The following is a 13,934-nucleotide window of genomic DNA, read 5'->3' on the forward strand; positions in this document are numbered from 1 at the left end:
GCCACCCCTGTGTTTTTATATGACGGTGGTCGTTTGTATACCGCTTTGTAGCAACAACTGCACCGAGCTATTTGAGTTGGTCCAGATGTCAAACACCACGCTGTCAACGGTGGTGGTGGTGCTGGCTTTTTCCCAACCTGTGTTGAGGAAAGACACCGTGTCAACCGCATCGCCCTTGGCCATGAACTGCTGCATGCCAGAGTAGCCTGCCAATGAGCCCCAAATGTCTTTGTCGGTGTTGTCTTGATTCCGCAGAAAACTTGTACTGAGCGTGAATGTGTTACTGCCGGCCCCAGTCATGTCAAAGATCTCAAACTGCTGGGTGTTGATACCCCAGTTTCCACCCGGTGTGGTGGGGACTGCACTGTCACTGAGCTTCAAAGTGTCGATGCCACTGCCACCTGCAAAATAGGAAATGTTGGTGAAGTCGAACAAGTCAGTGCTGGCCAGAATCACTGTGTCATTGCCGTCACCGGCAAACACCACCGAGTCACCCACGACGTTGATGGTGTCATTGCCCGCCCGTGCCCAGACCACGCCGTTGGCGGTCAAGGTGTCAGCATCCGTGCTGCCAATGGTCAACAGTGCACTGTCGCGCTCGTTGTTGTTGGTGAAACGTACCTCTAACTGCTCAACGCCCGTGACGCTACTGGTACCTGACAAGCCGCTGCCCGAGTCGGCAACAACGCTGACCTTGCCTGTGGCTTCCGAGAAGCTGAAGGTGTAGTCGCTGGTGTAGCCCGATGCGTCAGTGACAAAAGCACCGTTCACCCAAGAGCCATTGGCGCTTTGCAGGTCGAAGCTTTGGTTGGTGGCTGAGGCGTTGAATGCTCTGGACTCTGCACCATGCAGTTGAACCGCCAAGGTGTCGGTGCCCGTGCCGCCATCGATGGTGTCAGTGCCGCTACCTATCAAAATCTTGTCGTTGCCAGCGCCCGTGCTGATGGTGTCGTTACCGCCTTGGCCCAGCACGATGTCGGTGCCGCTGTGCCCGGTGATGATGTCATTGCCGAACCCCGCTTTGACGGTCACGCGTTGGTCACTCGTGTAGCTGGACAGATCTATCGTGTCATTGAGATAACTGCCTTGCACCACAATGTCGTTGGTGTTGACAGCATCGGTGAAGGTTTCGACAGACTTCCACAGCTGCACAGCGCTGTGGTCGGCAAATTGCACCTCACTGTTGCTGTCTTTGTAGGTCAGGTGGTAGACCAAAGACTCGATGCCGTCAGGCCAGTCGCTGGTTGTGCTGGGGACGGTGTAGGTGTAGCCAGACACGATAGATCCATCCTTGAGCAAAGACACATAGCGCGTAACGGACGCACCAGACCCACTGCTTGCATAACCTAGGGAATACTGTGCTGCGTCGGCGGCTGTGGTGACGCTGTCTGGCAGCAAAATGGAAATCGCCAATGTGTCGCGTTGGTTGGAGCCTGTATCCGTTCCCCCTGAAATGCTTTGGCCTGCTAGAGACTTAGGCGCTGCGGTATCGCTGTAAGTCCAAGGTGCCAATAAGTCATTGCCATCAGTTCCCGTGGACGACCCGTTTGTAGGTGCATACAGCCAGAAGTCTGCGGTAGCGCTCACGCTGTGCAGTGTCAGGTCGGCGGCGACTGAGCCGTTGGCACTGGTGATGGTGCTGCCGCTGGCGGTGCTCAAGCCAACGATGTGGTACTGTCCACCCAGGTTGTCGGTGTCTGCGGCAGCATAGGTGTAGGCAAAGCTCAGCACGGTGGAGCCGCTGCTGCCCGTGGTGGTTTGGCAGGTGGCGTAGACCGTGTGGTTGGTGCCGTTTGCATCGGTGAGGGTAAATTCCAGCTGAGGGGTGCCAGACACCACCACAGCCTGATCGAAGCCGACGTTGATATAGATCGTGTCGTCGGGTGTGAAAAAAGTCGTGTAGCCGAGGGGTAAACCAACGAAGCTCACCACGGGGGTGCCTATAGCAATGGACTGCGTGGCTGCACCTGTCACGCTCATGCCGCTTTGTGTGAGCAATTGCACCCCGCTGGTTGAATTGGTCCAGACCTTAAACACCGTGCCGTCAACCGTGGTGGTGGCATTGGAATCCACCCAGCCTGTGTCGGTAAAAGCTACGGTGTCAACCGAATCACCCTTGACCATGAACTGTTGCATGCCAGAGTAACCTGCCAGTGAACCCCAAATGTCGGTAGAGGTATTGCCCTGGCCCAACACATGTTGCGCAGAAAATTTGAGGGTGTTGCTGCCTGCGTCTGTGATGTCCCAAATTTCAAACTGCTGGGTGTTGATGCCCCAATTGCCGCTTGGCGTGGTGGGGGCCGCGCTGTCGCTGAGCTTTAACGTGTCGATGCCGCTGCCGCCAACGAAATAAGAAATGTCGGTGGAATCGAACAAGTCGGCACTGGCCAATACCACGGTGTCATTGCCATCGCCAGCAAATACCACCGAGTCACCCACGACGTTGATGGTGTCATTGCCCGCCCGTGCCCAGACCACGCCATCGGCGGTCAAGGTGTCAGCATCCGTGGTGCCTATGTTGACCAAGGCGTTTGCGCGCTCGTTGTTGTTTGTGAAGCGCATCTCCAACGCTTCGATGCCCGTGACGCTGCTGGTGCCTGACAGTCCGCTCGCCGAGTCGGCAACAACGCTGACCTTGCCTGTGACTTCTGAGAAGCTGAAGGTGTAGTCGCTGGTGTAGCCCGATGCATTGGCCACAAACACACCGTTGACCCAAGAGCCATTGGCGCTTTGCAGATCGAAGCTTTGGTTGGTGGCCGAGGCGTTGGCTGCTCTGGCTTGTGCACCATGCAGTTGAACCACCAAGGTGTCGGTGCCCGTGCCGCCATCGATGGTGTCGGTGCCGCTACCCATCAAAATCTTGTCGTTGCCAGCGCCCGTGCTGATGGTGTCGTTGCCGCCTTGGCCCACCACAATGTCGATGCCACTGTGGCCAGTGATGGTGTCATCGCCCGTACCGGCCTTGACGGTGACACGCTGGGTGCTGTTGTAGCTGGACAGGTCTATCGTGTCATTGAGGTAAGTGCCTTGCACCACGATGTCGTCGGTGTTGACGGCATCGGTGAAGGTTTGAACAGACTTCCACAACTGTCTGGCGCTGTTACTCACATACTGCACCTCACCGTTGCTGTCTTTGTAAAGCAGGTGGTAGACCAAAGACTCCACACCGTCAGGCCAGTCGCTGGCTGCGGCGGGAACGGTGTAGGTGTAACCAGACACGATAGAGCCCGACTTGAGCAAGGGAACTGTGTGTGTGGCCGATAAGTAGCCAAGGGAATACTGCGAGGCTTCAGCCGCCGTGGTGACGCTGCTTGGCAAGAAAATAGAAACAGCCAAGGTGTCGCGCTCGCCGTCTCCGCCTGTGATGCTTGAGCCTGACAAAGATGTGGGCGCTGTGGTGACGCCTGAAAACCACGGAACCAATAAATCGTTACCGCTGGTGCCTGTCGAGCCCACGATGGGGTCGTTGTACAGCCAGTAATCGGCGGTAGGGGTCACGCTATGGAGCGTCAAGTCGGCGGCGACAGAGCCGCTGGCACTGGTGATGGTGCTGCCGTTGGCGGTGCTCAGGCCAACGATGTGGAACTGCCCCCCCAGGTTGTCGGTGTCTGCGGCAGCATAGGTGTAGGCAAAGCTCAGCACGGTGGCTCCACCGCTGCCCGTGGAGGTTTGGCAGGTGGCGTACACCGTGTGGTTGGTGCCGCTTGCGTCGGTGAGGGTGAGTTGGAGTTGGGGTGTGCCAGACACCACCACGGCTTGATCGAAACCAACGTTGATGTAGATCGTGTCGTCGGGGGTGAAGAATGAGGTTTGGGTGCTGTCCAAAGAAACAAAGTTCACCACGGGGGCAGTGCCAGCACTCGAAGTTACCAACACGTTCATGAAGGAAGCGATGTTGGTGTAGCCGTTGCTGCCTAGTACGCTGCTGCCACTGCTATCTGTCACTATCGCACCGTTGTCAACCAAAGGTGTCGCCATGACTTGAATGCCATCGCTGTCGCTAAGCCCCGCTTCAACGACATAAGTAAAAGTAAGCTGCTTGCTCCCGCTGCCCCCTGTGTAGGTGGCGTATTGGGTTGTGTCACCAATTCTGAGTTGGCATTGTGGAGTGCCGTTGGTGGTATCCACATAGACGGCTTCATCGGTTGTGAGGGTGATGGTGATGGTGTCGCCCGTTGTGTAAGTTCCTGCAACGGCACCGACACCCGTGAGGTCCGCGTGCGAAACGACGTTCACTGTCCGCTGTGCCGAGACCAACGCGCTGCCACTGCTGTCATCGAGCTCAAACTGAATTGTTTTTGTACCTGCTGCGCTAGACCAGTCTTGGGTGACGCTGGCGTCGCTGGTGTTCCTGACGCTCAAGTAGATTTTGGAGGCCAGTGCTTGTGTGATGGCAGGCGTGGCTGTGTCGTAGAGATGAATCCAGAGCGCGTCGCCATGCAGGCCCTTGTAGGTGCTGTCGACGGCACCTACAACAATGTCTGCGTCGGTGTTGCTGGCCGTGTGTGGCGTGACGTTGAAGCCTGTATTGCCGTCGTAAGTGGCGTCGCTGTAGTAGTGAATATAGCCACTGCTATCAACAGAGAACATGCCAGATGCATTGCTCACACCCATGAACAGTTGCGTGGTGCCACCGCTGGTGATGCTCACCTTGAGCGTGTCGCCGCCAAAGTTGGCAGTGTCTATATCGGTCAAGCTGAGCTGCTCTAGCCCAGCGACAGCGTTGACCACACCTAAGTCTGAGGCACTGCCGTTGTGGGCGATGTAGCGCCCTGTGTTGTTGAGGTCTTCGTCGATGATGCGGGTGCTTGCTGCGATGGTTAGCACTGGCGCATCGTTGGTGCCGGTGATGGTGACCGTCAAGACTTGTGTGGTGCCGTCTGCTGCGGTCACGGTGGTCGTGTCGGTGTAGGTGGTGCCAGCCACAAACTCGTTGTGTGCTGAGTTCATGGTGTAGGTCCACACCCCACCGCTGGTGATGCTGAAGCTGCCGTAGCTGCCCGCGACTCCCGTCTGCGCGGTGAACAGGCTGGCTGTGCCGTCGACATCGGTGCTGGTCAGGGTTCCGCTGGTGCTCAGTGCTGCGTTTGTTTCTGTCAAGCTGGCAGTTTTGGTGCCGCTGATGACTGCCGCATCGTTGGTGCCGGTGATGGTGACCGCCAAGACCTGTGTGGTGCCGTCTGCTGCGGCCACGGTGGCCGTGTCGGTGTAGGTTGTTCCGGCCACAAACTCGTTGTGGGCTGAGTTCATGGTGTATTTCCACACCCCACCGCTGGTGATGCTGAAGCTGCCGTAGCCGTTGCTGCCCTTGACGCCAGACTGTGCGGTGAACAGGTTGGCTGTGCCGTCGACATCGGTGCTGGTGAGGGTTCCACTGATGGTTTGGAAAGCATTGCTCTCCGTCAAGCTGGCTGTGCTGGTGCCACTGATCACCGCTGCATCGTTGGCCCCGTTGAGGGTGATGGTCAAGGCAGATAAAGCTGTTTGGCCGTCACCGCCTGTGACTTGATAGCTGAAGACATCGCGCAGGCTTTGCCCAACGGCCAAGGCTTGTACAGCGGCAGAGCTGTCGTTGGGGGTGTAGGTGTAGCTGCCATCTGCGCTGATGGTGAGGCTGCCATAGAGGCCTTGCAAGGTGAGGGTGCTGGCAGCGTCGACGGTGGTCAAGGTGGTGCTAGTTGCTGCCTTGGCTCCGCTGACGACCAGGCTGGTGCCGACATCGTTGCTGAGAACTGACCCAGTGGCAAGCACCGCTGCGGTGGCGTTGTTGATGCCGCCCGCCTCGGTGGCAGACGCGCTGTCAGCCACAGGCTGGGGGGCGCTGGCGGCCAGCACTTGCAGGGTGAGTGTGCTGCTGGCTGACAGGCCTCCTGCATCGGTGGCTTGGATAAGCACGGACAGAACGGCTGCGTCTGTGGCGCTGGGTGTGCCGGTCAGTGCGCCTGTGCTGCTATTGATGCTGAGCCAACTGGGCAGGCTGGAGCCGTCGGCCAACTTGGCGCTGTAGGTGAGGCTGGCGTTGTCGACATCGGCAAAGGTGTTGCTTGGCAGGCTCCAGCTCAGGGCTTGGCCGCTGACCGCGTTGGCGGTGGTGAGTTCGTATTGCACCGTGGGGGCGTCGTTCACGGCGTTGACGGTGATGAGCACAGTTTTCGTGCTGGTGGCCGTGCTGCCGCCGGACTCGGTGCTGGTGACGCTGGCGGTCAGGCTGATGCTGCCGTTGTAGTTGCTCGGTGGTGTGAGGGTGAGGCCCTCTAAGCTTGCCACGGGTACCAGTGCGCTGCCGTTGGTCACGGTGAAGGTGGCGCTGCCGCTTTTGAGCACGGCCCCGGTGGGGATGCCGCTGAGGGTGATAGACGAGAGCGTTTCTGAGCCGTCGGTGTCAGTCAAGGCGGCGCTCAAGTTCAAGGCGATGGCAGAGTCTTCGTTGCCAGTGGCGGCGCTGGCAGTGAGGGTGGGTGTGCTGGCCGCAGCGTCTACAAGGCTGGTGTTGGAGGCGGTGATGCTGCCTAGCGTCAAGCTGGCGTCGGTGCCTGTGGCGTTGCGCAAGGTGCTGCCGTTGAGGCTTAAGGGGGTGTAGGCGCTACTGCTGCTGGTTTTGACACTCACACCATCGCTGTCGCTGTCACCGGCTTGCACGGTGTAGCTGAAGCTGAGGGTTTTGCCGTCGACAGAGATACCGCTATAGCGCGCCAAACGGGTGGTACCTCCAACGTCGAGTGCCAGGGTGGCGCTTTTGCCGCTAACCGTCAATGCTTGGTCAAAGGTGACCGTGGCGGTGAGTGTGTCGCCCGCACGGTAGCTGCTACTTTCGCCACTGGGTGTGCCGCTGAGGGCCATGCTGCCAATAGCAGGGGCTGTGCCGCCTGCCAACAGAAAAGTTTTCGTGGCTTCGGTGATGTTGCCTGCAAGGTCGGTGCTGGTGGCTGTGAGGGTGGCGGTGCCACCATCTAAGTTGGTCAAGTCTGCGCTGCTGAGCGAGATTTTGTCGAGCCCGCTGCCTTGCGCGCTGGCAATGGTTTTGGTCACAGATTGGCCTGTGTCGGTGATGATGGTCACGCTGACGCTCGCACCCTTTTCTGCCACCAGAGCCATATCGATGGTTTTGGTGCTGCTGCTGTCAACCACTTTGCGCTCCAAGGCACTGACGATGTCATCTCCTGCCACCTTGCCCAGCGTGAGGCTGGTGCTGGTGTCGAGCACGATGGCACGACTGGCACTGGCTTGAACTGTGCTGCCGTCTTGGGTGTGATTGACAGCCAAGTTGACGATGTAGCCACCTGCCGTGCTCAGGCTATTGGCTGGCAGGGTGTAGCTCCAGGTGTGGTCGCTGTTGAGAGCGATGCCGCTAACTATGAGTGTGTTGCCCCCCGCTACAGGCTTGAGCGTCAACGTCAAGTCACTGGCCGACAAGGTGCTGAGCAGGGCACTGTCGCCCGTCAAGCTGCCTGTGATGGCCATGCTGTTGCTGGCTTCTGTGGCGTTGATCAGGTTGTTGCCACTGATGGTGTCGATGCTGGCTTTGACTGCACCGACCGTGAAGTTCCACACGCTGCCTAGGCTGCTGGCCAGGGCCGTCATGGTGTTGCCAGCGCTGTCTTTGAAGGCGGTGGATGTCACCTCCACGGTGTAGTCACCTGTGCCGAGTGTGCTGGGTAGTGTGAGTGTGGCGGTGGTGCCTGTGGCGTCGATGGTGACCCGTGAGGTGTCCGATGCGCTCAGCGTGGCGACGGTGGCATCGCCTTTTTTCACGACGATATTGCCTGTGCCACGTTGCACGGCTTCGCTGAAACTCAAGGTCAGGGTTTGTGTGCCGCCGACGGTGCTGCCGTCGCTGGGAATTTCGGACACCACGTTGGGTGCTGTGGTGTCGACCACCACCGGCAGGCTGCTGGCCATGGGCAGTAGTGTGGTTTTCAAGGCGTTGCCTGCAATGTCGGTGATGCTGCTGGAGCCACTGATGCTGCTGACACTCACACCCTCAGCGGCGTTGTCGGTGCTGCCAATGGTGTACGTAAACACCAAGTTGCTTGTGCTGCTGAGCGTGCTGCTGTAGCTGGCGGTGACGGTCTGTGTGCCCACGAGCAAGCTGAGCGAGGGGGTTCCATCGACTAAGACAGATTCGCTCGCGCTGAGGGTGACGCGCACCACATCGCCTGTCGTCAGCGCGCCGGTTTTGATTGCGCCTGTGGTGCTGTCGTAGCCTTGAATTTGCAGGGTTGACAGAGTGGGGGCCGTGTTGTCTAAGGTGATCGACACATCGTTGGCGAAGAAGCTGTAGTCGCCGTTTGCACTGGTGATGCTGATCCCTGGTGTGTCGCTACCGCTTTGGGTGAACGTGGCGGTGTACTTGGTGGGGTCGCTGCTGTCTTGGGTCAGACTGCTCACACTGCCGCCGGTGACACTGAGTTGTGCGCTCAAGGCGGTGAGCACGTCTTCGGACGGTTCGGCATCGAATGTGAAGGTGACGGTGGTGGTTTTGCCGCTCCCAATGAGGTTGGCCTTTGTGGTGATGAAGACAGTGGTTTGGCTGTCTTCTTTGGCGGTGGCAGCTGCATCCTTGGCCACACTGGTCAAGGCGTCGATCAAGGTGGTGTCGCTGCTGTAGAGGGTTTGTACTTCGGCCACCCCTTGTGACAACAAGCTGAGTGTCTCCACGTCGGCGCTGCTGAATTGGGCATCCACACCACCGCTGATGGTGATGGCGTTCTCTAGCTTTGACAGCGTGGCGTCCATGGGGTTTTCGGCACCCGAGCGGTCGTTGACGGCGTCCATGCCTGAGAACAGAGCCAAGGCCTTGCCATAGTCGTCGCTGGTTTCGCCGCCCACCACATCAGGGGCCGAGCCACCCACGATGTCTTTGACACCAAACAGGGTGCCAATGGCCGTATTGGTACTCGCGATAGTGCTGGTGTCTACAGCAGCGAGCGTGTCACTGCCATTGAGGATTTTGCGTGTGGCCAACTCAGTCAGCGGGGTGATTTGGGCCGTTTGTTCGTCCGCAGTGCCCAAGACCAGGGTTGTACGCAGCGCACTGCCAAAGTCTTTGCTTTGGCCGGTGGCTTCGTCGGTGTAGCCCACGCCGTCACTGGGGTCTGGGTCGCTCACGCGCAAGACCAAGGCCTGACCCTTGTAGCTGGCCGCAATATTGAGCGTGTAATGCCCCGTGCTGTCGGTGGTGGTGGAGGCGATCACAGTGCCGGCGCTATTCACAGCTTCTACCAAGAGCCCGGCGGCGGCTGTGCCCGCCGTGCCAGAACCACTGATGGCAATGGTGGGCTCTGCTTGCAAGACCAAGTCGATGGAGGTGCTAGCTGTTGCATGCGCCTTGTCGGTGGCTGTGACTTTCAGAGACAGTGTCTCAGCTGTAGTGCCAGTTGGCGGTGTGCCACTGAATGTGCGCGTGCTGGCATCAAACGTGAGCCAGCTGGGCAAGGCACTGCCATCGCTGAGTGTGGCCGTGTAGGTGAGCGTGTCGCTACTGTCTGCGTCTGTAAAGGCAGACGCAGTGAACGAGATGGCTTCGTTGATAACCCCGGTTTGATCTGAGGTTGCTACGGCAACGGGGCTGTCGTTGGTGCCGGTGATGGTGACGCTAACGGTGCGTACGACGCTGCCGCCTTGACCGTCTGAGATGGTGATGTTGAATTGTTCGACTTTGGTTTGACCCTCTGCAAGGTACTCCACCGCACTGTCGGCCACCGTGTAAGACCAACTCAACGTCCCGCCCGTACCTGTGCCGGTGGTGTCGCTGGTTTTGGTAGCGGTCAGGGTGCCCAAGACACTACCGACTGCTGTGGCGCTGATGGTGTGGGTATCGGTCAAATCAACATCGCTGAAAGTGATCACACCGCTGTCGGTCAAGGTGCCTGTTGCGGTGTTGGTCAGTTCCGTGACGCCGCCGATGACGTCGGTGACGCTGACGACAGGCACATCGTTGGTGCCGGTGATGGTGAAGGTGGCTGTTTGTGCCACGCTGCCGCCTTGGCCGTCGCTGATGGTGTAGCTGACGACGATGGTTTGTTTTTCTCCAGTGGCCAAGCTGTCAAAAGCGCTGCTGGTGGGGTCGAGGCTGAGTGTGTTGTCACTCAGGCTCAGGCCGTTGGGTAATGTGGATGAGGCTGATCCATTCCCGACTTTGTAAGTGATGTTTGACACGCTGAGCGTGTCGTTGTTGGCATCGGATGCACCACTGAGCAGGTCGATGGTGGTGCTTGTGTCGCCTTCATTGGCACTGGCTGTGAGTGCTGCACTCACGACGGGAGCTTGATTGGTGGGGGTGCTGGAAGACGATCCGCCAGCCGCGCTGGCTACGCCCACAACACCTGCTGCTGCCAGTACACCGCTAGGTACCGTTGTGCTGACCACTGCTGCCAAGGCACTTGTTTCTGTGGCTGCCGCTGCTGTGGTGGCGGCTTGAGCGCCAGGCAGTGCTGAGGCTTCTGTGGCAGTACCTAAAGCAGTTTCTGCGGCTGCAAGTTGCCAAGTTGGGTTCAGGCTTACTTCGGACACTAACTCTTGGTTTGGGTTTTCAGCCGGCAGGCTGGTGTCGCTGTTGACCATGCTGTCGGAGTCTGGCGTGTCATCAGCAGTGGGGCGCGCTGCTTTTTTAGCCAAGCGCTTCGGGGCGGTAGCGATGGCAGGTGTGTTGAGCAAAAGGGCTGCGGGGTTTTGGGTAGAGATATCTGGATGCAGAGCTGCTTGCGTAGGCGTACTGTCTTGAGCTACCGATGGATTGTTGGCAGTTGTTGCGACGGGCTTGCTGGTTTTGGGCAGATCTTTGGGTTGCACGTGGTTCTCCAGTGTTTGCTGTGATTAAAGTAATTCATAAATACTAATTAAAATGCTAGCGTGTAAATTAAGGTGTCTATAAAAAAGTATTCACCCAAACGGGTGATGGCAACCAAAGCGCGTTCTGCTAGAACATTTCTATGCCTTATTCCCCATCTACGCAGTCCGGGTTGTCACACCCGACCAGCAGTCAAGAGTCTGTGACGCAGCTTTCCCACTTGATTGGATTGATTTACGACATTGCCGCAGATGAGGATGTGTGGCCCCAGTTGCTCCAAGCCTTGACCGACTATGTGGTGCAAACACCTTCTGGTCACACAATGGTCTTGGTCGAGGCCCTAGCGCCGCACTTTGCGCGGGCGCATCAAATGCAACAGGATTTGAAACAAACCGAGGCAGATTCGGATGCTCTCGACCAGGTGATCAACCACTTGCCATTGGGCGTGGCGCTGGTCGATTCGCAAGGTACGGTGGTGCACATGAACCGGGCTTTGTTGTCGATGCTCAGGGGCAATGTGTTCATGCGCTTACAGGCTGGAAGACTGGTGCTTCAACCTGTGGACGCGCTGCAGCAGGTCTTGAGGCCTGTGTTTTTAGATGGGCAAACGGGTGTGCCCGTGCGTTTGGGCAAGGTGGCAGACCCGCGTTCAGTTCTTGTATGGGTGACACGACTTGCGAAAGGACGCAGCCAAGTGGGAGAGGGGCTGGCGATGGTGATGGTGGCCAGTCGGCAGCAGCGCGCTTTGACGGAAGAGGGCTTGCGCAGCTTGTTTGATTTGACCCAAGTCGAGGCACGTCTGGTGCAGCATTTGTCGATGGGAAGCAGTGTGGAAGAGGCCAGTACGGCCCAGGGTATTTCTGTCAACACGGCGAAAACCCAGCTCAAACGCGTGTTTTCTAAGATGGGCGTCAAGCGCCAATCGGAGTTGATTCAAGCGGTGTACAGCTCGCCTCTGTGGTTGAGTTCACAAACCAACGATGCCTCTGCGCAAGGATTGGCACCCTTAGGTGTGAGCTACGACAACCCAGCGCACACGACCCATCATTTACGTCTGGCTGATGGTCGAACCTTGGCCTTTTTTGACCGTGGTGACCCGCACGGCACGCCCTTGATTTTCATGCATGGCTTGGTTGGTGGCCGTCATTTGGCCCCGCCCGATGAAGAAGTGTTGCGCGAGCAACAAATACGTCTCATCGTGCCAGACCGCCCGGGCTATGGCGAATCTGATAACTGGCAGGAACGCTCGATAGCAGATTGGCCTAAAGATGTAGCGCAACTGGCTGACCATCTGGACTTGCAAAGTTTTGCTGTTCTGGGATGTTGGTCAGGAACAAGCTATGCCTTGGCATGTGCAAAATTCTTGAAATCACGTGTGAGCGCAGTTGTTTTAGTTGGCGCACTTCCACCTTTTGAACAGCTAGCTGACTTGCCCGGGCACTATGCGCCTATGCGTAGTGGTTTGATAGTGGCACGTTACATGCCAAAAATTTTGCCATTGATGCATAAAACATTCACGAGAGGGGTTCGAAAAAACGTACATCTCTATTTGACTCGAGCCTTATCGCAAGCCACAGAGTCTGATCGTCAACCTTTTGCAAATCCATGCTTGCGTGCTGATTTCGCAGCAGCCATCTTGGACAGTACCTCAAATGGAGAAAATTTTTTATCTGAGATGCGACTTGCCGCCAATGATTGGGGGTTCAGTCTTGAAGGAATCGATGGTCCTGTTGCGTTCTGGCACGGTGACGCAGATCAATTCATTCCTATAGAGGGTGCCAAACGATTGGCCAAGTTTTTCCAACAAGCCCAATTTCACACAGTGCCGGGCGCTGGTCATTATTTGATTTATTCCCATTGGAATGCGATTTTAGAAAATTTCCGCCTCATTGCTGCCAGCCACGTGTGACCTTGTGACTAAACCACGCCCTCACAGCCAAATCGGCACGGGACAGAAGTTTCACGATAATTGGATCAATATGTCCAACACCCTCCAAAACCCCAGCCTGCTGCAACGCCTGACGCCCTTGCTCAAGGGTTTTGATGGGCCATTGGCATTCGGTGTTTTTTTGTTGGCGTGTGCTGGTTTGTTGATCATGTATTCGTCGGGCTTTGCCAACGGGGCACGGTTTGTGGATCACGGTCGCAACATGTTGTTGGCGGGGTTCATCATGTTCATGGTGGCGCAGGTGCCACCTCAGCGTTTGATGGCTTTGGCCGTACCTTTGTACACCGTGGGCGTGGCTTTGCTGGTGGCGGTGGCTTTGTTTGGCTTGACCAAGAAGGGTGCTCGGCGTTGGTTGAATGTGGGCGTGATCATCCAACCCAGCGAAATCATGAAGATAGCCATGCCCTTGATGTTGGCTTGGTGGTTCCAAAAGCGTGAGGGTCAGTTGCGACCGCTTGACTTTTTGGTGGCGGGTGTCTTGTTGATCGTTCCACTCGCGCTGATCGTGAGGCAACCCGATTTGGGTACTGCCATCTTGGTCTTGTCTGCCGGTTTGGCCGTGATTTTTTTTGCAGGCTTGAGTTGGTATTTGATCGTGCCGCCCATCCTGCTTGGTTTGGTGGGGGTGGTGCTGATCGTGGTGTTTGAACCCACCTTGTGCGCTGAAGGTTTCCGCTGGCCATTGCTGCACGACTACCAGCAGCAACGTATTTGCACCTTGCTCGATCCGAGTCGAGACCCTTTGGGCAAAGGGTTTCACATCATTCAGGGCATGATTGCCATTGGCTCTGGGGGCTTTTGGGGCAAGGGCTTCATGCAGGGCACGCAGACCCATCTGGATTTCATCCCTGAGCGCACTACAGACTTTGTGTTTGCTGCTTTTGGTGAAGAGTTTGGGTTGGTGGGAAATTTGTTGCTGATTGGCAGCTTTATCTTTTTGATTTTGCGTGGTTTGGCCATTGCCGTGGAGGGGCCAACCCTGTTCGCTCGTTTACTGGCGGGCAGTATCACCTTGAGCTTCTTTGTGTATGCCTTTGTGAATATGGGGATGGTGAGTGGCATCTTGCCGGTGGTGGGGGTGCCGTTGCCGTTCATCAGTTACGGCGGCACAGCCATGGTGACGTTGGGCTTGGGGCTGGGCATTTTGATGTCGGTGGCCAAGGCCAAACAGCTGGTGCAGTCCTGATCGTTGACTGA

3 protein-coding genes are annotated in these 13,934 nt (G+C 57.3%); 2 read left to right on the forward strand and 1 reads right to left on the reverse strand.

Annotation, left to right across the window (positions count from 1 at the left end):
- Positions 1-15: 15 nt before the first annotated feature.
- On the reverse strand, positions 16-10,791 hold the full coding sequence (locus B9Z41_RS04015; RefSeq protein ID WP_100145318.1) for an S-layer family protein: 10,776 nt from the start codon (positions 10,789-10,791) through the stop codon (positions 16-18).
- Between the two features lie 611 nt (positions 10,792-11,402).
- On the opposite strand from B9Z41_RS04015, the gene B9Z41_RS04020 reads away from it, so the two are divergent.
- The gene (locus B9Z41_RS04020; RefSeq protein WP_233202507.1) at positions 11,403-12,698 is read left to right on the forward strand and encodes an alpha/beta fold hydrolase; all 1,296 of its coding nucleotides are present in this window, start codon (positions 11,403-11,405) and stop codon (positions 12,696-12,698) included.
- Positions 12,699-12,768: 70 nt separating this feature from the next.
- Positions 12,769-13,923, forward strand: coding sequence for a rod shape-determining protein RodA (gene rodA, locus B9Z41_RS04025; protein ID WP_100145323.1), 1,155 nt, complete (start codon positions 12,769-12,771; stop codon positions 13,921-13,923).
- Positions 13,924-13,934: the final 11 nt, after the last annotated feature.

Origin of the sequence: Limnohabitans sp. JirII-31 (assembly GCF_002778315.1) — a bacterium.
Classification (GTDB): Bacteria; Pseudomonadota; Gammaproteobacteria; order Burkholderiales; family Burkholderiaceae_C; genus Limnohabitans.

Excerpts from the sequence above, each read along its gene's own strand:
- rodA (WP_100145323.1), top strand. The coding sequence starts at position 12,769 with ATGTCCAACACCCTCCAAAACCCCAGCCTGCTGCAACGCCTGACGCCC.